Below are 21678 nucleotides of genomic sequence, written 5' to 3'. Positions count from 1 at the left end.
TGGCTATTTGCGTGCTTAATAATCATTAGTTTATTAAAGTATATATACAGTATTATTTAAGTAATACTACCGATGGTTGACAATTATGCATTACATATTATAATAAACTCTCCTATTGGTTGTAAATATAAAGGAGTAAAACTATGAGGTTTGGGGAAAAATCAGCTCTCGCAGCGATAACATTTTCTTTTCTTTCGGTTTTTTCGATTCAAAGTCCGGCTCAAGCTGTTACATGCGATACCAATAAGACTATCGATATCGCTGAAATGACTTGGCCTTCCGCCGCAGCCCTTGCACATATTCATGCCACGATTCTGGAAAAGGGTTATGGCTGCAAGGTGGCCATCGTGGCGGGTGATACGGTGCCCACTTCCGCCTCCATGCTGTCGCGCGGCACCCCGGCCGTGGCGCCCGAACTCTGGACCAGCGCCATCGAGCAGCAATGGGCCAAAGGCGAGGCCGAAGGCAAGGTGGTCAAGCTGGCCGATGCCATCACCGACGGCACCGTGGAGGGCTGGTTCATTCCGCGCTACATGGTGGAGAAGCATCCTGAACTGACCAATGCCAAGGCGGTGATCGCCCGGCCAGACCTGTTCCCGGACCCAGAGGATGCCAGCAAGGGCCGGCTGTATTCCTGCCCGCCGGGTTGGGTCTGCGAATTGTCCACCTCTGCGCTCTACAAGGCGCTGGGCATGGATGCCAAGTGGAACCTGTTCTCGCCCGGCTCCGGCGGTGCGCTGGATGCGTCCATCGCGCGCGCCTTCACCCGTAAGGCGCCGATCCTGTTCTACTATTGGGGCCCCACCGGAATCCTGGGCAAATACGATACGGTGCAGATCGATCTCGGCCCCACCAAGCCGGATGTCTATGCCTGCAATACCGACAAGGCCTGCAAGAATCCGCCGGGCGTGACCGGCTATCCGTCTTCGCCCGCCATCGTGGGGGCGGCCGCCTGGATCAAGAAGGATGCGCCGGTGGTTGCCGGTTATCTGTCGAAGGTGGGGCTTAGCAACGCGCAGATCAGCGAGTTGCTGGTCTACGGCGATGAGAACAAGGCCGATGCCGCTACCACCGCCAAAAACTTCCTCAAAACCAAGGACGCGGTTTGGAGCAAGTGGGTAAGCGCCGACGTAGCCAAGAAAGTGCGGGGCGCGGTGAACTAAATCACCCGCGCATCGTTTTTCCCGGAGCATTTCAGGCTCCGCTTCGGCCGCCCGGCATAATCCTGCCGGGCGGCTGTCGTATCGGCGGCGTTTGTATTTTTTCAATTCCGCAATCCGATTCTGCCAATAGATATAAGAGGCTTTCATGTTTCCGGATGTCTTGGACACGGTGCCGCTGCGCCGTGCCGTCGACGATGCTCTCGAATGGGTGGTGATGCATTGGGGCGGCGGCTTCGAGGCCGCTGCCTATCCACTGCTGATGCTGCTTAACATTCTCGAGCGGCTGCTGATTGCCACGCCCTGGTGGGCGATCATCCTGCTGCTGACCGGGCTTGCCTGGCTTGCCACCCGCACTTGGCGATTGCCGGCTGTGGTGCTGGTAGGGTTGGTGTTCATCGGCTTGATGGATCTGTGGCGCGATGCCATGGCCACCACCGCCTTGATGATATCGGCGACGCTGGCCGCCATCGTGATTTCGATTCCTCTGGGCGTGTGGATGGCGCGGTCGTTGCGGGTGCGCCATGTGGTGGTGCCTTTGCTCGATCTGATGCAGACCTTACCCAGCTTCGTCTATTTGATTCCCACAGTGATGATTTTCGGGCCAGGCAAGATCCCGGCATTGATCGCCACCATCGTTTATGCCGCGCCGCCCTTGGTGCGGCTCACGGATCTGGGCCTGCGCGGCATTGATCCGGCGGTGATGGAAGCCAGCCGCGCTTTCGGCACCACGCCCGCCCAGCGCCTGCTGGGTGTGCAGATTCCCCTTGCTTTGCCGACGATTCTGGCCGGCGTGAACCAGACCACCATGATGGCGTTGTCGATGGTGGTGGTGGCTTCGATGATCGGCGCCGGCGGTTTGGGATACCAGGTGCTGCAAGGCATCGGGCGGCTGGAAGTCAGCCGCGGCCTGTTCGCCGGGCTGGGCATTGTGGTGCTGGCGATTGTGTTCGATCGCATCACTCAGGCTCTCGGTAAACGCTTGCAGGCGCGGATCGGTCTTGCGGAGATGCGGATATGAGCCAACAACAGACTGCCGATTATGCCATTCGCATGCGCAAGGTCACCAAGATCTTCGGTGATGCGCCCTTGCAGGCGCTGGAAATGCTGCGCCAGGGTAAATCCAAAGCGGATCTGCAATCCGAATCCGGCCATGTGGTGGGGCTGGATGATGTTTCGCTCGATATCGAGCGCGGACAGATATTCGTGGTGATGGGCCTGTCCGGATCTGGCAAGTCCACCCTGGTGCGCCATGTCAATCGCCTGATCGACCCCACGGGCGGCGAGATCGAAGTGGATGGCGTGGATGTATTGAAGATGAACCTGGCAGAATTGCGTGAATTCCGCCGCAGCAAAGTCACCATGGTGTTCCAGAAATTCGGGCTGCTGCCGCATCGCTCGGTGATCGATAATGTGGCCTATGGTCTGGAAACCCGTGGTGTGGGCAAGGCTGATCGAATGCAGGCAGCGGCGCAATGGATCGAAACCGTGGGGCTGGCCGGTTATGAACAATCCTTGCCGCGACAGCTTTCCGGCGGCCAACAACAGCGGGTAGGCCTGGCCCGCGCTTTGGCCATGGATACCGATATCATCCTGATGGATGAAGCCTTCTCGGCATTGGATCCGCTGATCCGCTCCGGCATGCAGGATCAATTGCTCAGTCTGCAGCAGCAACTGGGTAAGACCATCCTATTCATCACCCATGATTTCGATGAGGCGTTGAAGATCGGCAACCGTATTGCGGTGTTGCGCGATGGCGCCGTGCAGCAGGTTGGCCGGCCAGAGGATATCGTGTTGCGCCCGGCCAATGCGCATATCGAGGAGTTCGTTCGCGATGTGAATAAGGCGCGCGCCATCCGGGTGCGCTCGATCATGGAAACCGGGCCGGCAGAAGCCTGTGAACAGGCGGTGGCGATGGATGCGCGCTGCGAAGATGTTCTGCCGCTTTTCGCCGATCATCAATGGGTTGGCGTGCTGAATGGGCAGGGCGTGCAGATCGGCCGCATCACCGCGCGGCAAGTGATCAAGGCGCTGGCCCGGTATGCGCCGCAGGCCGGCTAGCGGGCATTGAGATTTGGGTGGATTTTTCTTACCGGATTTCCGCTAAAAAGCTCTGATGCCGTCTTGGCGGCCGGGCCGTGCCGGGGTAAAATCCGGCCATGACCTCCACCCATCTTGAAAGCGTGCTGCTGCAACTCCGCGAGATGATCATGCGCGGGGAATTTCCGGTCGGCAGCCGGCTGATGGAAATTCCAATCGCCCAGCGGCTGAATGTATCGCGCACGCCGGTGCGGCTGGCGCTGCAGGCGCTGGCTCAGGAAGGCCTGCTGGTCTACATGCCGCAGCGCGGTTTCGTGGTGAAGGCCTATACGGTCAAGGAAATCGTCGATGCGGTGGATGTGCGCGGGCGGCTGGAAGCCATGGCCTGCGCCATGTTGGCCGGCATCGGGCTCAGCCATGAGCAAACTGCCTTGATCGAGCGCAATCTGGCCGATACAAGGCTGCTGGCCGAACGGCAGGATTTCGGGCCGGCCGATGCGGAAGCCTGGCGCGAACTGAACGGTTTCTTCCATGAGAATATCGTGGAGTGGAGCGGCAACCAGAGCCTGACCCGCATGGTGCGGCAATTCGATCCGATCCCGCTGGTGGCGGCACGCAACGTGGCGGCCACCAATTCCAACCTGGCGCGCATCCAATATACCGTGCAGCAGAATGTGTATATGCATGCGCTGATTTTCGATGCCATCCGGCTGCGCCAGGCCGAACGTGCAGAATTGCTGATGCGCGAACATGTGTATCAGGGCCGCGAGGCGCTGCGTGATGTGCTGGAGCGCATGGCGCAGCCTTCCGCCCAGGCCGCATCGGATGTGCCGATGCTGCGCCTGGTGGCCGATAACAATTAGGCTTCTTCCGCTACCGTGTTGCTCAGTGTGCCGATGCCGTCGATGCTCACGCTGATATCGTCGCCGGGCTTCAGGAAGCGCGGCGGCGAACGCTTGTAGCCGCAGCCGCCCGGTGTACCGGTGCAGATCACATCGCCGGCATTCAGCGGCGTAGCCTGCGAGATATAACTGATCAGCTCTTCCACCGGATAGGTGAAGTTGCCAAGCTGAGCCTGCTGCATGATCTCGCCATTCAGCCGCGTGGTCAGCGTGCTCTTGCTCAGATCAGGCAGGGCATCGCGCGTGGTCAGCCAGGGGCCGAAGCCGCCGGTGCCGGGAAAGCTTTTGGCCAGGGTGAAATGCCGGCTATGGCGCATCCAGTCGCGTGGTGTTGCGTCGTTATAGCAGGCATAGCCGGCCACATGCTCCATCGCCGCCGCGCGCGCGATATTGCGGCCCGGTTTGCCGATCACCACCGCCAATTCGCCCTCGAAATCGAATTCGTTGGAAATCTTCGGCTTGATCAGTGCCGCCTTGTGGCCCACCTGAGTATCGGCGAAACGCGTCAGCAGATGCGGAAATTGCAGCTTCGGCCGGCCGGCTTCCAGCCGCAGCGCCTCGTAATTCAGCAGTACGGAAAATACCTTGCCGGCATCCGGGATAACGGGCAGCCATTGCACGGCATCCAGCCCATGATCGGGTTTTTCCCCGGCCAGTTTCGCCAGGGCCGGCAGATCGGCCAGCGCCTGCTTAAGGCTTGGCGCTGCAAGCCGCCTGCCGGCATCGACGATGCCCGTATCGGTTACCAGCCCATAGCTGGCCCTGCCATTCGCAACGAAGGAACATAAACGCATGTCACAGCCTCACTCTTTAATGCGCCGGATTTTCAATGCGCAACGCTGGCGTCTTTCGGTCGCCATGCCATCACCTTGGCCTGCAGGCGCTCCAGCAGCCAGTTCAGCCCCAGCACCAGCGCGGTCACCACCACGATGCCGGTGAATACCCCGGTGGTATCGCCCATCTGGCGGGCATGTTCGATCATGTAGCCAAGGCCCTTATCGGCCACCAGGAATTCACCCACGATGGCGGCGCTCAAAGCGCGCGGCAAAGCCACTTTCAGGCCGGCGAACATGTAGGGCTGTAACGAGCGCCACAGCACATCGCGCGCCAGCTTCATCGGATCGGCCCCCACGATCTTCGCCATCACGATCAGTTTGTGATCCACCCCGCGCAGGCCGCTGAAGGTGGAAATGAAGATCATGTAGAATGTCATGAAGGCGATGATCACCACTTTCGGCGCATCGCCGATGCCGAACCACAGGATCAGCAACGGCGCCAGCGCGAATTTGGGTATCCCCATCGAGGCCAGCACCGCCGGTTCTATCGCCTTGGTGGCGCGCTCGGATTGATCCAGCAGGAAGGGCAGCAGCACGCCGAAGAAAAACCCGATGGCAAAGCCCAGTGCGGTGATCCAGAGCGTTGAGGCGGCATGGCCCCACAGGCTGCCATCCTCCACGATTTCCCGCAGGCGCTGCACAACTTCCATCGGCGAGGCAACAAACAGATTGCCAGCCACCCGATGGCCCCATTCCCAACAGGCCAGCAGGGCCAAGCCCAGCAAGATGCGGCCGGTAGTGATCATCACTGAACCTGCGCCCGGATGGTTTCATACAGGCCGGCGAATTGCGGCACGGCGTAAATGTCGCGCAGGTTACGCGGGCGCGGAATGTCTATGCTGTGGTCGCCGATGATATGGGTTGGGGCGCGCGACAGCACAAGCGTGCGGTCGCCCAGCGCGATGGCCTCGGCGATATCATGGGTGATGAACAGGATCGTCTTGCGCCCGGCTTCCCATAGGCGCAGCAGGTCTTCCTGCAATTGCACGCGGGTTTGTGCGTCCAATGCGCCGAAGGGTTCGTCCATCAGGATGATCGGCGGATCGTAAACCAGCGTGCGGATCAATGCCGCGCGCTTGCGCATGCCGCCGGAAAGTTCATGCGGGTAATAGCGCTCGAAGCCGTTCAAACCCACTGCCTTCATCAGGGTTTCGGCGCGTGCGCGGCTGGCATCGTCCAGCCTGCCCTGGGCTTCCAGTGGAAACAGCACATTGTCGATGGTGGTGCGCCAGGGTAGCAAGGTGTCGTCCTGGAACACATAGCCGATCTGGCAATCCAGGCCCGGGCTCAGCCGTGCCCCTGCCTCGCGCACCGGCTTGCCGCGAAAGCGGATTTCGCCTTCGGAGGGTGCATCGGTTTGGGCCAGCATGTTCAGCAGCGTGGATTTGCCCGCGCCGGATGGCCCGATGATGGTGACGAATTCGCCATCCTTCACCGAAAAGGACAGATTCTGGATCACCCAGGGCGACATCGAGCGACCGTCGCGCGAGGGAAAGCGTTTGCCCAGACCATCGATTTCCAGCAGCGGCGCCGCAGCATTCATCACTCACATCCCCCCAGAAGCAGCGTCTTTATTCAGTGCGTTGGCCGGGCGCCAGCGTAGCAGGCGGCGCTCGATGCCATTCACCAGCGCATTGGCGCCGATTACGATCAGGGTGATTGCCAGAATGGCGGCAAACACCTCTACGGTTTTGAAATTCATCGCGCCAAGCTGCACCAGGTAGCCCAGGCCGCGATTGGACGAGATCAGTTCGGCAATCACCGCACCGCCGATGGCATAGGGCGTTGAAACCCGCAATCCGGCGAAGATGAAGGGCACGGCGGAAGGCCAGATCACCCGGCGCGCAATCAGCAATTCGCTGGCGCCCACCAGGCGGGCCATCTGCACCAGCTTGGGGTCTATGGCGCGCACACCGGCCGTGGTGTTGAAAAACACCAGGAAGAACACCACGCTGGCCACCACTGCGATTTTCGATTCGATGCCGATGCCGAACCACAAGATGAAAAGCGGCGCCAAAGCCAGCTTGGGGATGCCATAGCCGCCCACCAGATAGGGATCCAGGATGGCGCTCAGCCGCGGCATGCGGCGCAGGATGAAGGGCAGCACGGCACCGGGCAGGCCGCCGATCAGAAAGCCCCAGGCAGCCGCCTGGAAGGTATAGCTGGCATGGCGCGCCAATGCGCCGCTTTGCGCCATGGCCCACAATGTTTTCAGCACCGGCCATGGCGCCGGCACCCAATAGGCGCCGGCGGAAAGGCTAGCCATTTGCCAAAGCGCGATAACGCCTGCGACAACCAATACGCGGTCGAGAACGGTACGCGCTTTATGCATAACGGCAGCCGCTCACTTCAGATAAGCGTTGGTGTAGATCGATTTCAGATCGGTGATGCGATCCTTCTCGGCCACCAGGCCGCCCACCACGCTGAAATCCATCGCATTCTTCAATCCGGCTTCCTCCACTTCGGCACTGGCCGGCATGGTTGGGGCCAGCACGGCGAAGGCTTCCTTCACCAGCGTCGGATCCAGGCGGTCGAATTTTTTCTGCAGCATCGCCACGGTTTCATCGGGATTCTTCTTGATGAAAGCCTGGGCGGCATTGATGCCGGCCATGAACTTGCGGCACACATCCGGCTTGGCTGGGCAGAAATCGCCGCGCGCGATCAGCATATTGTAGGCATAGGGCTGCATTTCCGGCAGGTCGCCGGCCGGGCTGGAAAACAGCGTAACCGCGCCGGCTTCCTTGATCGCCATCAGCGTGAAGGGTTGCGAGAAGATGAAACCATCCACTGCCTTGGCCTTGATCGCCGAAACCATTGCCGGCGGTTGCATCGGGCTTACGGTGAAATCGCTCTCGGTATTCATGCCATGCTTGCCGGCGATATAGCGCATGTAGATGTGCGCAAAGCCGTTCACCGAATCGACGCCCAGCGTTAGGCCTTTCAGCGCTTTGGCGCGCGTGGCTTCATTGGCATTGGCCGGAAGATTCAACTTGGCGGCAACGTCGGGCCGCACCACGGCTTCCAGCAGCAGGCGGTTGGCGGTGTTGCCGATGGCGGTCAGTTTCTGGCCGCCAATGATGGCGCGAAACATCGGGCCGGGGCCGCTCATGGTGAAATCGGCGCTGCCGGCCAGCACGGCATTGGTGGCGCCGGGGCCGGCCACCACGATGCTTTTCACATTCAGCTCCTGATCCTTCCAGAAGCCTTTTTCCTCGGCCACATAGGCCGGCACGAAAAGCAGCGTGGTGGTGGGCAAGGCCAGCGTGGTGTCTTGCGCGATGGCGGGTGCGGCAACCTGCATGGCGGTTGCAAAAGCGACAGCGGCGGCCAAGCCACCCAGTTTGAAGTGGGTCATCTCGTAATTCCCTCCCGATTTTTATTTATGTGTAGTCGTGGTTATTCCAGCAGGTCGAGGCCGCGGCTGTCGCCGATTGCCTGGCCGGCCTTCAGCGCCTGGTAGTCGCGATATAGCTGGTCGCCATCCACCGGATAGCCGATATGATTTTCCTCGAATTCTTCGCTCATGGTGGTGCCGAATGCGATGGCAGCGGCCATGTTGGGCAGATTTTCGCACCACACTTCCAGGCTGTTGCCATCGGGATCCTTGAAATAGATGCCCATCCCGGTGCGATGGTCGATCACGCGCTCGATTTCCACCTTGGCATCCGACAGGCGGCCGTAATAGCGCACGAATTCCTCGTAATCGCGCACTTCCACGGCAAAATGGTTCATGCCCACGGCCATCGGGGCATTGGCCTTGCTGTCGCGCGCGGCGGGGATCAGGGCGATATCGTGATGCTGGTAGCCAAACGAAACCGTGGCAAAGCGGCCTTCCGCGCTTTTCATCACCTTCATGCCCAGGGCGTCGCGGTAGAACGCCACCGAACGGGCAAGGTCGGAAACGTTCAGGCCGATATGGGTGATCCGGGCGCTTGGCCAGCGGATGCTGTTATCGCCAATCGGGGCGGAATCCCGCCCTCCGTCCATATGGCCCATTTCCTCACCCCTGCATGCATTATGCTGCGGTAAAACCGCCTTGACTGGTTAATATACGCAAAAACTCCTCATCGGCAATGGCAATCTTGCCCAATCCACCGTTTTCGATCTATAAGATGCATGCATTTAAGGGGAGGTGAGGGTGCAACACGATTATCCCGTCATAATTGTCGGCGGTGGCCCGGTGGGCATGGTGGCGGCGGCCGAACTGGGGCTGCGCAACATTCCCTGCCTGTTGCTGGAGCAGGGCGACGGCACCAACAACCACCCCCGCGCCAATGTGGTCAGTCCGCGCAGCATGGAGCATTTCCGCCGCTGGGGCATCGACGAGCAGGTGATCGCCGCCGGCCTGCCGGTGGATTATCCCACCGATATCGTTTTCACCACGCGGATGACCGGCAAGGAAATCTTGCGCTTCGCCTTTCCCTCCATCGCGCGGGCACGCAATGCCGATGCCGATCTGCTGGCGCAATATCCCGAGATCGCGCATTCGCCGTATTTCAAAACCGCCGTGGGGCAGAATCATATCGAGCCCGTGCTGCGCCGTTTCCTGCAAGGCCTGCCCAGCGTGCAGATGCGTTTCGGCGCCAGGGTGGAAGCCGTCGCGCAGCAGGCCGATGGCGCCACGCTAACATTGGCCGATGGCAGCCAATTGCGCGCGCGTTATGTTTTGGCCTGCGATGGCGCCAAAAGCACGCTGCGCCATTTGCTCGATATCCCGATGGATGGCAAGAGCAGTCTGGGGCAGAATGTTGGCGTTTATATCCGCGCGCCCGATCTGCTTAAGCGTAGCGGCAAGGGCGGCTGCATTCTGTATTGGACCCTGGCGCCCGATTGCACCGGCGTGTTCATCGCCATCGATGGCCGCGAACATTACACCATGCAGCGCCATATACTGGGCGAAGAAGAGCTGGAAAAATTCGATGCCCGCGCTGCCGTGCGCCGCGCCATCGGCGATGATGTGGATTTCGAGATCATCACCATCCAGCCCTGGGTGCCGCGTCAATTGGTGGCCCAGCGCTATCGCGATGGCAATGTATTCCTGCTCGGCGATGCGGCGCATCTCTTGTCGCCCACCGGCGGCTTCGGCATGAATACCGGCATCGGCGATGCGGTGGATATCGGCTGGAAGCTGGCCGGCGTGCTGCAAGGCTGGGCGGATGCGGCGATACTCGACAGCTACGAAATCGAACGCCGGCCGATTGCCTGGCGCAATGCCGTGGAAGCCACCGATAACCGTTCCAGCCTGCATGCCAGCGCCGAATTGCCGGCCGAGATCGAGGATGATACGCCGCGCGGCGAGGCCTTGCGTGCGGAATTGGCCGAGAAGCTGAAATTGCAGCGCAAGCATTTTGCGGCCGTGGGCATTCATCTGGGCTATCGCTACGAGGATTCGCCGATCTGCATCCCCGATGGCACGCCGGCGCCGCCCGACGATCCGCAGAAATACCTGCCGGTGGCCCGGCCCGGCTCGCGCGCGCCGCATTGCTGGTTGGGCCAGGGTCAGACGCGGGATAAATCGATCCTCGATCTGTTCGGTCATGGCTTCACCCTGTTGCGCCTGGGTGATGCATCGCCTGATGTAGCCGGCTTTCAGCGCGCCGCCGAGCAGCGCGGGATGCCGCTGGCCGTGCAGCATGTGACCGATGTCGAAGCAGCGCGGCTTTACGGCGCGGCCCTGGTGCTGGTGCGCCCCGATGGCCATGTGGCCTGGCGCGGCGATGCCATACCGGCCGATCCGCTTGGCATTATCGACCGCGCACGCGGCGCGGGCGCACAACCGATCAGCCGGGTGGCATAAACGGATCAAAAAAACAGGGGGTGGGGAAATGAAGACATGGTTTGCCGCTGCCATATTGGCAGTGGGTGCGGCGCATGCCTCCTTGGCGACGGCCCAGGAAGTCACGCTTGCACTGCCCACCACCAGCCTGGTTTTTCTGCCCAATTACGTGGCCGCCGATCGCGGCTTCTGGCAGAAGCGCGGCCTTGAGGTGAAATCGCCGATCATCTCGGGCGCCGGTTCCTCTAACGCGGTGCTGTCTGGTGGCGCTGATTTTACCACCATCGGTCCGGGCTCTACGCTGCGCCTGATCGCGCGCGGCCAGAAGCTCAGCATCATCGGCACCACGGTGGATCGTTTCCTGCTGGAATTCGTGCTGCGCAAGGATGTGGCAGCCAGGTTGCCGGCCAAGCCCGATGCCGATCTCGCCACGCGGGTGAAGGCCTTGAAGGGCGTATCCTTCGGCGTCGATTCCATTAACGGCTATTCGCACAGCTTCCTGCGCTATCTGTCGGGCCGCTATGGCCTCGATCCTGAGCGGGATGTGGTGGTGTCGCCGGTGCAGCCCGGCAATCTGGTGCCCTCTTTGGCCGCCAAGCGTATCGATGGCTTTATCTATGGCCAACCTTGGAGTCTGCAGGCGGTGAACGATGCGGAGGGCGTGATCTGGATTTCCGGCGTGTCTGGCGATGTGCCCGAGTTGGCGCCGTTCGCTTATATGATCACCATCGCCAAGCCGGAAACCTGCCAGCAGCGCCGCGCGATTTGCGAAAAGCTGATGGCCGGATTGCAGGATGCGCTGGATTTCATCCATGCCGATTCGGAAGGCACATACGAGGTATTGCGCCGCAAGCTGCCGCAGATGAATCCGGATTTGCTGCGCCAAGCCTTGGATGTTGTGCGTCCGGCGATTCCACGCAGCACCGAAACCAAGTTGGAAGCGATCGCCAAGGCGCAGGAATTCGGCTTGATCGGCGGGATGATGGAGGCGAACGAGCAAGTGACGGATTGGCAGCCTTACATCGATAACAGTTTTGTGCGGCGCTGAAGCCGCATCGTTCGGGAGGAAAACATGAAGTTGGTGAGTTATCGCAAAGCCGGCATTGATGGTTATGGCGTGGTTGTGGGCGAAGGCGGCATCGTGGATGCCGGCAAGCGCCTGGGCCTGCCCAGCCTGCGTGCCGTGCTGGCTCAAGGCCGGCTGGCCGATCTGAAACCGCTGGCGGCGATGGCGCCGGATTTTTCGCTCACGGATGTTGAATTGCTGCCACCGATCCCCGATCCGGAAAAGATTCTCTGCGTCGGCCTGAATTATAAATCCCATGTGGCCGAGGTGGGGCGCGATCTGCCGGCCAATCCCAGTCTGTTCGGTCGCTTCACCAACACCCTGGTGGCGGCAGGCAAGCCGATCATCCGGCCGAAAGTTTCCAGCCATCTGGATTATGAAGGCGAATTGGCGATGGTCATCGGCAAGCCGGGCCGCAATATCAGCGAGGCCGATGCCTTGCGCCATGTGGCCGGCTATAGCTGTTTCAACGATGGCAGTCTGCGCGATTACCAGAAGCATTCGGTCACGGCCGGCAAGAATTTCCAGGCTACCGGCGGTTTCGGGCCCTGGATCGTCACCGCCGATGCGGTTGCCGATCCGGAAGCGCTGGAACTTACCACGCGGCTGAATGGCCAGCAGGTGCAGCATTCCAATAGCTCGCTGCTGATCTATTCGTTGGCGAAGATCATCAGCTACATTTCTGAATTCACCGCCTTGGAACCGGGCGACGTAATCGCCACCGGCACGCCGGAAGGCGTAGGTGCGCGCCGCGATCCGCCGCTCTGGATGAAGGCCGGCGATGTTGTGGAGGTGGAGATTGCCGGCATCGGCCTGCTGCGCAATCCCATCGTTGATCAGGCGTAAGGACAGATCATGAGCGATAGCATGCAAGCGCAATGGGCCTGTCAGCAGGCGCTGACCGGCTTTTTCAATGGCCTCGACGATCGCCGCTTCGACGACATGCTGGCGCATTTTGCGTCTGATGGCGTCTGGACCCGCCAGGGTACGCCGCTGAACGGCCATGCCGGCATCCGCGCCGTGCTGGCCGAACGGTCTGCCACGGTGGTAACCCGGCATCTGATCAGCAACGCAGAAATGCGTGTCGCCGGCGATACCGCTGAAGGCAGTGCCGTGGTGACGATCTATCATCACGACGACAAGACCGGCGCTCTGCCGGCCAAGCTGGAGCCGCCGCGCTCGATCCTGCTGTTCAAGGCAAGCTTCGCCAGGCGGAATGACCATTGGGTTATTATCCGTTTGCGCTCCGAACGCCTGTTCGCCTGAGCACGGCTTGCCGCTATACTGCCGACGGAATCATTCGGCAGGAGGGCGGCAATGCATACGGTTTACATGGTTCTAGGCGGCCTCGCCGCATTGGCGGCAGGTTTGCTGCTGGGCCGCGCCTTTGGCGGCATGGCGGTTCTGCCGCTGGTGGCGAAAGTGTTCATCGCGCTCTGGCTGGTGGTGGCGCTGGCCAATATGTGGGTTGGGGTCAGCCATGCCGGCTACACCGTGATGCAGGAATTGCCGTTCCTGGTGGTGGTGTTCGGCGTGCCGGCTGCCGTGGCGGCTTTCGTGTGGTGGAAGCTGTCGTGAGCGATGCATCTGGCGTCGTGGCCTTCTGGCGCGAGGCCGGGCCGGAACGTTGGTTCGCCAAGGATGCGGCGTTCGATGCCGCTTTCCGCGACCGCTTCCTCGATCTGCATTTTGCCGCTGCACGCCGCGAATGCGATGGCTGGATGAACAGCGCGGAGGGCGCATTGGGGTTGATCCTGCTGTTGGATCAATTTCCGCGCAATTGCTTTCGCGGTACCGGGCATATGTATGCCACCGATCCGCTGGCGCGGCGGTTCGCCAAACAGGCGATGGCAGCCGGCCTGGATGCACAGGTGCCGGCGGATTTGCGGCTGTTTTTTTATCTGCCGCTATCGCATTCGGAAGATCTGGCCGATCAGGAATGGGCGGTGGAACTGGGGCGCGGCCTGGGCGAAGAGCCGCTGCGCCACGCTATCGGTCACCGCGATATCATCAAGCGGTTTGGTCGCTTTCCTCATCGCAATCCCATTCTCGGCCGCGAGACAACGCCGGAAGAGCGGGTATTCCTGGAGGGCGGCGGTTTCGCCGGCTAGGCGGATCTTGCCATGATTTCCGCCAGCCGGTTTGCCGTGGCCTGCAGGCGCTGGCGAAACAATATGGCATTATGCTTGCCATAGCGCACCGTGGGCACGGCCAGGTTCACCATGCCTGCCAGCATGTTGTTCACCACCACGGCGGTTGCGATGCCGGCAATGCCGATGGTGAATTCCTCCCGCACATAGGCAAAGCCTTCCTCGCGGGTGGAGTGGATCTGTTCCCACAGCACGCGCGGCGTGGTGATGGTATGCGGCGTCACTTTCTGGAAATGGGTGCGGGCAAAATAGGCCTTGATCTCGGCGTCGGTCATGTGGCCCAGCACGATCTTGCCTGAAGATACGGCGTAAAGCGGCGCTTTCTCGCCCACCTGCATGGTATAGGCCAATGCCTGGCCGCCGGTGCAGGTGGCTATCGCGGTAACATAATCGCCATCGCGCACATAAAAGCCGGCGGTTTCATTGGTTTCGCGGCTCAAGGCCTGCAATGCGGGCATCACCAGGCTGGGCAGCGATGGTGTCGGGCGCTGGTTGTTCAACTCGGCTATGCGTGGGCCCAGACGATAGCGCATGCTGGCTTCGTCCTGTTCCAGATAGCCGCGTGCCATCAGATTGTTCAGCAACTGAAACAGGCTGGAACGCGGAATACCCAACTCGCTCATCAGCCGCGAAAAAGATATCCGCCCAGCATTGGCCGCCACGGCTTCCAGGATATCCAGCACGCGATCGGCGGATTTCACCGTTGCAGCGGATTTCAGCGGGCCAGGCGATTTCTCGGCATTGCGTTTCGGCATAGCCGGCTTGACAGGAGATTCGTTTTTTTGTTTCATAGTGTGAACCGGTTTATATACATGAACTTTAAAGATATCGGCCGGTTTCGTCAAGACTTTGTTTGCCTCGCCGCAACAAACGGCTGATGGCCGGGAGGAAATTAAATGTATCCGGAACGCGAAGATCGATCCGCCATTCGGGATCTGCTGGAGAATTGGGCGGTATGGCGCGATGCCGGCGATTGGGAGCGCTTCCGCACCGTCTGGCATGAGGATGGCTGGATGATGGCCACTTGGTTCCAGGGCCCGGCGGCGGAATTCATCCGCGTCAGCCAGGAGGGCTGGGCCAAGGGCGTCAGCATCCTGCATTTCCTGGGCGGCATTTCCATCGACCTGGCCGGCAATCGCGCGATCAGCCAGACCAAGATGACCATCTCGCAGCGCGGCCCGGTGCAGGGCATCATTTGCGATGTGGTTTGCACCGGGCGTTTCTACGACTTTCTCGAAAAGCGCGACGGCAAATGGGGCGTGGTGATTCGTCAGCCGATCTACGAAAAGGATCGTATCGATCCGGTCGATCCCAGCCAGGCGCCCAAGCTGGATGCCGCCAAGCTGGCCGAATTGCCGGAAGGCTATCGCCACCTCGCCTATATCCAGGAAGGCATCGGCTACAAGGTGAAGCGCGACATGCCGGGCCTGAAGGGGCCAGAAGTGCAGGCGCTCTATGAGCGCGGCGCCACCTGGCTGAAGGGCGGCAGCATCACGCCGCAGATGTTCTTCAAGCAGCCGGCCTGATCCAGCGAGCCGCGCGCATGCAGCCTTTCGTTTATAGCAGCCTGCCGCAAACCGTGCGCTTCGGCCATGGCACGTTGGCCGGTCTTGGCGCCGAATTGGCGCGGCTGGGCATTGCGCGCGCCTTGCTGCTCACCACGCCTGAGCAATCCGGTCTGGCCGCGCAAGCCATGGCGGCCGCCGATGGGCGGGTTGCCGGGCATTTCCACGGCGCCGCCATGCATACGCCGGTAACGGTGACGGAAGCGGCATTGGCAATGCTGAAGGATGTGCAAGCCGATGGCCTGGTGGCGATTGGCGGCGGTTCCACCACCGGGCTTGCCAAGGCGCTGAACTTGCGCAGCGGGGTACCACAAGTGGTGATCCCCACCACCTATGCCGGTTCGGAAATGACACCGATCCTGGGCGAGACCGCCGATGGCCGCAAAGTTACGCAGCGCGATCCACGCCTGCTGCCGGGCAGCGTGATCTACGATGTGGATATCACATACAGCCTGCCGCCGCATCTTTCGGCGGTGAGCGGCATGAATGCCATGGCGCATGCGGTGGAGGCGCTTTATGCCCGCGATGCCAATCCGGTGATCGACCTGATGGCCGCTGAATCCGTGGCCGCCCTGGCCAAGGCGTTGCCTGCCATTATCGCCGATCCGTTGGATGCCGAAGCGCGTTGGCGGGGGCTGTATGGCGCCTGGTTGGCCGGCATCTGCCTCGGCAATGTGGGCATGGCGCTGCATCACAAGCTTTGCCATGTGCTGGGCGGCAGCTTCGATCTGCCGCATGCCGAAACCCATTGTGTGGTGCTGCCCTATGCGCTGGCCTGCAATGCGCCCTTTGCCGAGAAAGCCGTGCAGCGGTTATCTGCCGCGTTGGGGCATGCCGATCCGGCGCGTGCGTTGTGGGATTTGGCTGGCCGGTTGAATGCGCCGCGTTCGTTGGCGGCCCTTGGTTTGGCCGAAAGCGCGCTGGAGCGTGCCGCCGATATCGCCGCCGAGAATCCCTATTGGAATCCCCGTCCTCTCAATCGCGACCTGCTGTTGGCTGTGCTGCGGCAGGCCCATGCCGGCCAAGCGCCAGTAGCGCCGCAGCCGGCAACGCCCTAATGGTATGAAAACATGAGCCAGGATATCGAAAACAGCATCACCCAGGCCGTGCTGGCCAAGGCCGGGCAAGGCGCCGACCCGCGTATCAAACAGATCAGCCAGGCATTGGTGCGGCATCTGCATGCTTTCATCCGCGAGGTAGAGCCCACACAGGCGGAATGGAAGGCGGGGATCGATTTTCTCACCCGCACCGGCCATATGTGCGACCAGCATAGGCAGGAATTCATCCTGCTGTCGGATGTGCTGGGCGTGTCCATGCTGGTGGATGCGATCAATCACCGCAAGGATGAAGGCGCCACACAATCCACCGTGCTGGGGCCGTTTTATGTGGATGCGCCGCCGGAAGCACCGCTGGGCGCCGATATCGCCGGCAGCATGCGCGGCGCGCCTTTGCTGGTGCAGGGCAGTGTGCGCGATGCCGCCACCGGCCAGCCGCTGGCCAATGCCATCGTGGATAGCTGGCATGCCGATGAAAGCGGTTTCTACGATGTGCAGAAGCTGGAAAGCTTCGGCGGCCTGTGCGGCCGCGCGCGTTTCCGCACCGATGCGCAAGGGCGCTTCCATTTCTGGACGGTGAAGCCATCCTCCTATCCGATCCCCGATGATGGTCCGGTGGGCGATCTTCTGAAGGCGCAGGGCCGGCATCCCTGGCGACCGGCGCATGTGCATTTCATGATCTTCGCCGATAATCACAGCACGCTGGTGACGCATGTTTTCGAACAGGGCGACGAATATCTGGAGAGCGATGTGGTGTTCGGTGTGAAGCATCAGTTGATCGCGCCGCTGGAACAACACGGTGCCGGCATCGCGCCCGATGGTCGGCGGATGACGCAGCCATTCTTTCGGTTGACGTACGATTTTGCGCTGGCCCCGGCGCAAAGCCAGCAAGCGGCTTGAACGGGGCAAAGATTGACAGTCTGGCGTATGTCCTTCAAAGTTCAAGGATAGAAAATAGTTCATATATATGAACCATCTAAACAAACATCCGGGAGGAAAACAATGAGCAAGATCAGCACAAGCATTATGGCTGTTGGTATCGCCGCTGCCGCTTTCACTTTTGCCATGCCTGCCGCGCAGGCCGATAGCTGGCCGTCGCGGCCGATCCGCATGGTGGTGGGTTTCGGCGCTGGCGGCGGCACCGATATCATCGCCCGCCTTGTGGCGCAGCCCTTGTCGGAAGTGCTGGGCCAGCCGGTGGTGGTGGAAAACAAGCCGGGTGCTGGTGGCACTATCGGCGCCGATACCGTGGCCAAGGCGGCGAAGGATGGCTATTCCATTTTCATGATGAATAACGGCCATGCGGTTTCCGCCAGCCTGTACAAGTCGCTGCCGTATCAGTCGGCCAAGGATTTCGCGCCGGTTTCGCTGGTGGCCACCATGCCGCTGATCATCACCGCCAACAAGGATCTGCCGGTGGCCGATCTCAAGGCATTGGTGGCGCGCGCCAAGGCCGAGCCGAACAAGCTGCGCTTCGCCAGCGTGGGCGTCGGCAGTACGCAGCATTTCGTCGGCGCCGTATTCGCCACCATGGCCGGCGTACAAATCCGTCATGTGCCCTATCGCGGCACGCCGGCCGCTATCGCCGCCACCCGCAGCGGCGAAGTGGAATTGCTGGTGGAAGTGGCTTCGCCGTTGATTGGTCAGATCAAGGGCGGCGAGTTGAAGGCGCTGGCGGTCAGTTCGGCCGAACGCTACGAAGTGCTGCCCAATGTGCCCACCGTGGCGGAAGCCGGCATCAAGGGTTTCGATATCTCCACCTGGTACGGCCTTGCTTTCCCGGCCGGCACGCCGGTCGATATCGTCAATAAGATGAATGCCGCGATCAACCGCGCCGTCACCACCGACAGCGCGCGCAAGCAGATTCTGGATGCCAGCTTCATTCCGGCCAGCAATACGCCGTCGCAATTCGCAGCCCATCTGGATTCCGAAATCACCCGTTGGGGTAAGGTGATGCAGGAAGCCGGCGTGCAGCAGCAATAAGTGGCAAGCCGAAACAGGGAATGATGCCAGATGATGTCGCGTGATGCCTTCGCCGGTTTGTTCGTCGCCTTGCTCGGCGGAGGCATCCTGCTGCTCACCTGGCGCTATCCCAGCGGCACAATGTCGGATATCGGCCCCGGCATGGTGTTACAGCTTGCCGGTATCGTCATGCTGCTGCTGGGCGTGGGCATGGCCTTCATGGCCTTCCGCGCCAGCCAGGGGGATACGGAAAGCATCCTGCCGCGCAATCTTCGGCCCTTCATCATCCTGGCCGGCATGGCCGTATTCGGCCTGGCATTGGAAAGCGTCGGGCTGGTGCTGACCGGTTTTCTCAGCACCTTTCTGGCCACATGGGGCAGCCCCAGCATGACTTTGCGCGGTCGTATCGTCTGTGCGGCCATCCTCACCGTTTTCGTCACCCTGCTTTTCGGCTACGGGCTGCGCTTGCAGATTCCGATCTGGCCGCGTTGGTTTCTGGCATGATTGAATCCCTGGGTCATTTTGTCACCGGATTGGGCGTCGCGCTCGAACCTACCAATCTGCTGTTCTGCCTGATCGGTGTGTTATGCGGCACCTTGATCGGTGTGTTGCCCGGCATCGGGCCGGTGGCCACCATCGCCATGCTGTTGCCGATCACCTTCTATCTCACGCCGGTGGCGGCGCTGATCATGCTGGCCGGCATTTATTACGGCTCGCAATATGGCGGCTCCACAACATCGATCCTCATGCGCGTGCCGGGTGAATCCGCTTCCGTGGTCACCTGCCTGGATGGCTATGAAATGGCACGCAAAGGCCGGGCCGGCGCGGCCCTGGCGATCGCGGCGCTGGGCTCCTTCTTCGCCGGCATCCTGGGCACGTTTTTGAATGTGCTGTTCGGGCCGGAATTCGCGCAGATCGCGCTGTCCTTCGGATCGGCGGAATATTTCGGCCTGATGGTGCTGGGGCTTTCGGTCTCCATCGTGATGTCGCATGGCTCCATGCTGGGCGCGGTGGGCATGGTGCTGCTGGGCGTGGTGCTGGGCAGCATCGGCCGCGATATCAATACCGGCTTTCCGCGCCTCACTTTCGACAATCCGGTGTTGTCCGATGGCATCGGCTTCGTGCCGTTGGCCGTGGGCCTGTTCGGCATCGCCGAGGTGATGCGCAATCTGGAAGGCGGCTCCGGCGCGGCCGGCTCCATCCTCAAGGTCGGCACGCTCTGGCCCTCGCGCGAGGAAGCCCGTCGTGCCACGCCGGCCGTGCTGCGCGGCAGCCTGCTCGGCACCATCCTGGGCATCCTGCCCGGCGGCGGTTCGATCCTGGCTTCCTTCACCGCCTATGGCCTGGAAAAACGCCTGTCGCGCCGTCCGGAAGAATTCGGCCAGGGCGCCGTGGAAGGTTTGGCGGCGCCGGAATCGGCCAACAACGCGGCGGCGCAAGCCTCTTTCATTCCGCTGCTCACGCTCGGCATTCCGCCCAATGCCGTGCTGGCCTTGCTGGTGGGCGGCATGATGATCCATGGCATCGCGCCGGGCCCCACGGTGATGACCGAACAGCCGGCGCTGTTCTGGGGCCTGATTGCCAGCATGCTGATCGGCAATATCCTGTTGGTGATCATCAACCTGCCGCTGGTGGGCATCTGGGTGCAGTTCCTGAAGATTCCCTACCGCTTCATGTTCCCGGCCATCTTCCTGTTCTGCTGCATCGGCGTGTATGGCGTGAACAGCAGCAGTTTCGAAGTGCTGCTGGCCGTCGGCTTCGGCCTGCTCGGTTTTGCCATGAGCAAGCTGGGCCTGGAAGCGGCGCCGCTGGTGCTCGGTTTCGTGCTCGGTCCGCTGATCGAAGAGCATCTGCGTCGCGCGCTCACCTTGTCCGATGGCGACTTGAGCGTTTTCGTCACCCGCCCGCTGGCCGCCACCTTGCTGGCCCTGGCCGTGCTGGCGCCCTGCCTGGTGCTGCTGCCGCAATTCGGCAAACGCCGCAAGGAAATCTTCCAGGAAGAAGAGTGAGGCGAAGCCGCCGCGCTTTTTTCAGGGAACGCGCCTTGCGCTTCGCATTTTCAAGCCCTTCGATCCGGCCGGATTTTTTGGCTGTATCGAAATTTCCATTCAATCGGGGCCCAACAGCATAAGTGGGTATTCCCGGTTTTCACTATTCCCGCCTGCATCAAGAGGTATATACTTGCCCTGTAATTCCTTATTCTCGTGCCATTGAATGACATCGGTGAGCCTTGAAGGCTGCCATAGAACGATATTTGAGAAGCTATCCGAAGGCGCAAGTCCATATCTTGCGAAAGCATGCCTATGCCCTCGGATTTTGGCTGCGCGCTTACCCAAGGATGACATCCTGGAAGCGCTTTTCCGTTTTCATAGAAAGAACGATACTTATTCCGGGAACCTTATGGCCAGTTGCAATCGGTTTAATCCTGCTTGCAGCAGGATGGATAGATCGTCGTTTCAGTCGTTGAGTTTTTGTCTTCTATCGCGCTCTTCGTATAAGCGCTCCAGGCCCCTTTCAAAACTTTTGTTTGCCGCTTTCAGTGTCAGGCTAAGCCATGTGTTTCCCTTTCTTACTGGCTGTGGGATATTTAGAGTCGGAATCCTTCCTATGGCTTTTCCTGTATCAGAGGCATCGCCAAATTTCTTCAGCCAGCCATGCGCTGCCTCTGTTTCCTTAATATGCTTCTCAAGCTGCTCATCTGTCAGCAAAGTGGGCTGCCAGATCGGGCTGGCGCGACTATCCGCAACGGCGCTCCGCAATTTTCCATGTAGCTTGGGGTCGATGGACTTGATCTTTTCGACCTGGCTCAGCGTCTTCTGCTGGGTCTGCGGATCGAAATAATTGTAAAAGCGCGTGCCGATCAAAGCGGCCTGAATATCTGGATTCGTCAGGTCGATTTTCTTCGTATCAAGCCCGAGTGCATCGGCAATGTCGCCGGCTGATTCTTGAGCCTTCTCTGGCGTGGCTTTCTCAGGTTCAAGATTATCCGGTTCAGACGCTTGTGCATCGCGACCTTGCCGCTGCGACAAACCATCCTCCTGCTGTGCCGGTTGCACAGGCGTGGCATCGTCGATGCCGCTGCCGCCGGAGAGCGTCTCCGCCAGGGGCTGAATTTGCGGTTGCCGTGCGGCCTGCTGTTCGTAGAAATTGCGCTCGCGTTCATCCA

Annotated in this window: 24 protein-coding genes; 16 read left to right on the top strand and 8 right to left on the bottom strand. The window is 60.7% G+C overall.

Translation table 11 applies throughout. The features are described from left to right. The first annotated feature begins 143 nt into the window (after window positions 1-143). From KF827_RS03630 to KF827_RS03615, 4 genes are all read left to right on the top strand, one after another. On the top strand, window positions 144-1163 hold the full coding sequence (locus KF827_RS03630; protein ID WP_291000243.1) for a glycine betaine ABC transporter substrate-binding protein: 1020 nt from the start codon (window positions 144-146) through the stop codon (window positions 1161-1163). A gap of 145 nt (window positions 1164-1308) precedes the next feature. Further along, window positions 1309-2181, top strand: a complete 873-nt coding sequence (locus KF827_RS03625; protein WP_291000240.1) for a proline/glycine betaine ABC transporter permease — start codon at window positions 1309-1311, stop codon at window positions 2179-2181. Continuing rightward, window positions 2178-3221 (top strand): glycine betaine/L-proline ABC transporter ATP-binding protein, encoded by a 1044-nt coding sequence (locus KF827_RS03620; protein ID WP_291000237.1) that lies wholly within the window; start codon window positions 2178-2180, stop codon window positions 3219-3221. The genes KF827_RS03625 and KF827_RS03620 overlap by 4 nt, the downstream gene beginning before the upstream one ends. 98 nt (window positions 3222-3319) lie before the next feature. Beyond that, complete coding sequence (locus KF827_RS03615) at window positions 3320-4063, top strand: GntR family transcriptional regulator (RefSeq protein ID WP_291000233.1); 744 nt, start codon at window positions 3320-3322, stop codon at window positions 4061-4063. Here the strand turns inward: KF827_RS03615 and KF827_RS03610 are convergent. From KF827_RS03610 to KF827_RS03585, 6 genes are all read right to left on the bottom strand, one after another. After that, window positions 4060-4896, bottom strand: coding sequence for a fumarylacetoacetate hydrolase family protein (locus KF827_RS03610; RefSeq protein ID WP_291000230.1), 837 nt, complete (start codon window positions 4894-4896; stop codon window positions 4060-4062). The two genes, KF827_RS03615 and KF827_RS03610, sit on opposite strands and share 4 nt — an antisense overlap. A gap of 32 nt (window positions 4897-4928) precedes the next feature. Beyond that, window positions 4929-5684 carry an ABC transporter permease gene (locus KF827_RS03605; protein WP_291000227.1) on the bottom strand — a complete coding sequence of 252 codons (756 nt, stop codon included), beginning with the start codon at window positions 5682-5684 and terminating at the stop codon, window positions 4929-4931. Next, window positions 5684-6481 (bottom strand): ABC transporter ATP-binding protein, encoded by a 798-nt coding sequence (locus tag KF827_RS03600; protein WP_291000224.1) that lies wholly within the window; start codon window positions 6479-6481, stop codon window positions 5684-5686. The genes KF827_RS03605 and KF827_RS03600 overlap by 1 nt, the downstream gene beginning before the upstream one ends. A gap of 3 nt (window positions 6482-6484) precedes the next feature. Beyond that, window positions 6485-7204, bottom strand: coding sequence for an ABC transporter permease (locus tag KF827_RS03595; protein ID WP_291000221.1), 720 nt, complete (start codon window positions 7202-7204; stop codon window positions 6485-6487). 78 nt (window positions 7205-7282) lie between these two features. Beyond that, window positions 7283-8293, bottom strand: coding sequence for an ABC transporter substrate-binding protein (locus KF827_RS03590; protein ID WP_291000218.1), 1011 nt, complete (start codon window positions 8291-8293; stop codon window positions 7283-7285). Window positions 8294-8334: 41 nt separating this feature from the next. Continuing rightward, entirely contained in the window at window positions 8335-8934 is a 600-nt protein-coding gene (locus tag KF827_RS03585; protein WP_291000215.1) for a VOC family protein, read from the bottom strand. A 142-nt stretch (window positions 8935-9076) separates the two neighbouring features. Here KF827_RS03585 and KF827_RS03580 point away from each other — a divergent pair, with 142 nt between their 5' ends. Genes KF827_RS03580 through KF827_RS03555 form a run of 6 tightly spaced genes read left to right on the top strand, consistent with a single transcriptional unit; the run spans window position 9077 to window position 13891 of the window. Further along, complete coding sequence (locus KF827_RS03580) at window positions 9077-10735, top strand: FAD-dependent oxidoreductase (RefSeq protein WP_291000212.1); 1659 nt, start codon at window positions 9077-9079, stop codon at window positions 10733-10735. Between the two features lie 28 nt (window positions 10736-10763). After that, window positions 10764-11762: an ABC transporter substrate-binding protein gene (locus tag KF827_RS03575; RefSeq protein ID WP_291000209.1), complete on the top strand. Its 999-nt coding sequence runs from the start codon at window positions 10764-10766 to the stop codon at window positions 11760-11762. A 24-nt stretch (window positions 11763-11786) separates the two neighbouring features. Then, entirely contained in the window at window positions 11787-12626 is an 840-nt protein-coding gene (locus tag KF827_RS03570; RefSeq protein WP_291000205.1) for a fumarylacetoacetate hydrolase family protein, read from the top strand. A 9-nt stretch (window positions 12627-12635) separates the two neighbouring features. After that, window positions 12636-13046, top strand: a complete 411-nt coding sequence (locus KF827_RS03565) for a nuclear transport factor 2 family protein (RefSeq protein WP_291000200.1) — start codon at window positions 12636-12638, stop codon at window positions 13044-13046. Between the two features lie 51 nt (window positions 13047-13097). Beyond that, window positions 13098-13358 (top strand): hypothetical protein, encoded by a 261-nt coding sequence (locus KF827_RS03560; RefSeq protein ID WP_291000197.1) that lies wholly within the window; start codon window positions 13098-13100, stop codon window positions 13356-13358. Next, the gene (locus KF827_RS03555; protein ID WP_291000194.1) at window positions 13355-13891 is read left to right on the top strand and encodes a DUF924 family protein; all 537 of its coding nucleotides are present in this window, start codon (window positions 13355-13357) and stop codon (window positions 13889-13891) included. The genes KF827_RS03560 and KF827_RS03555 overlap by 4 nt, the downstream gene beginning before the upstream one ends. On the opposite strand, the gene KF827_RS03550 is transcribed toward KF827_RS03555, so the two are convergent. Further along, a complete protein-coding gene (locus KF827_RS03550) occupies window positions 13888-14685 on the bottom strand; it encodes an IclR family transcriptional regulator (RefSeq protein ID WP_291000191.1) in 798 nt (265 codons plus the stop codon). The genes KF827_RS03555 and KF827_RS03550 overlap by 4 nt on opposite strands. 141 nt (window positions 14686-14826) lie before the next feature. On the opposite strand from KF827_RS03550, the gene KF827_RS03545 reads away from it, so the two are divergent. The 6 genes from KF827_RS03545 to KF827_RS03520 all read left to right on the top strand — a co-directional run bounded on the left by KF827_RS03545 (window position 14827) and on the right by KF827_RS03520 (window position 20521). Beyond that, window positions 14827-15456, top strand: a complete 630-nt coding sequence (locus KF827_RS03545) for a nuclear transport factor 2 family protein (RefSeq protein ID WP_291000188.1) — start codon at window positions 14827-14829, stop codon at window positions 15454-15456. Between the two features lie 17 nt (window positions 15457-15473). Then, window positions 15474-16553 carry a maleylacetate reductase gene (locus tag KF827_RS03540; RefSeq protein ID WP_291000185.1) on the top strand — a complete coding sequence of 360 codons (1080 nt, stop codon included), beginning with the start codon at window positions 15474-15476 and terminating at the stop codon, window positions 16551-16553. Between the two features lie 12 nt (window positions 16554-16565). Further along, on the top strand, window positions 16566-17450 hold the full coding sequence (locus KF827_RS03535) for an intradiol ring-cleavage dioxygenase (protein WP_291000182.1): 885 nt from the start codon (window positions 16566-16568) through the stop codon (window positions 17448-17450). 102 nt (window positions 17451-17552) lie between these two features. After that, window positions 17553-18533, top strand: a complete 981-nt coding sequence (locus tag KF827_RS03530) for a tripartite tricarboxylate transporter substrate binding protein (RefSeq protein WP_291000179.1) — start codon at window positions 17553-17555, stop codon at window positions 18531-18533. A 30-nt stretch (window positions 18534-18563) separates the two neighbouring features. Then, complete coding sequence (locus tag KF827_RS03525; protein ID WP_291000174.1) at window positions 18564-19016, top strand: tripartite tricarboxylate transporter TctB family protein; 453 nt, start codon at window positions 18564-18566, stop codon at window positions 19014-19016. Next, window positions 19013-20521 (top strand): tripartite tricarboxylate transporter permease, encoded by a 1509-nt coding sequence (locus KF827_RS03520; RefSeq protein WP_291000171.1) that lies wholly within the window; start codon window positions 19013-19015, stop codon window positions 20519-20521. The genes KF827_RS03525 and KF827_RS03520 overlap by 4 nt, the downstream gene beginning before the upstream one ends. A 447-nt stretch (window positions 20522-20968) precedes the next feature. Here KF827_RS03520 and KF827_RS03515 read toward each other — a convergent pair. Beyond that, window positions 20969-21678, bottom strand: a 710-nt coding sequence (locus KF827_RS03515; protein ID WP_291000168.1) for a hypothetical protein, incomplete at its 5' end; no start/stop codon positions are given.

The organism is Ferrovibrio sp., from assembly GCF_019636075.1.
In the GTDB taxonomy this organism is placed as follows: Bacteria; Pseudomonadota; Alphaproteobacteria; order Ferrovibrionales; family Ferrovibrionaceae; genus Ferrovibrio.
Note: the sequence above shows the minus strand (reverse complement) of the source record. Positions and strands in the feature narration are given on the sequence as shown.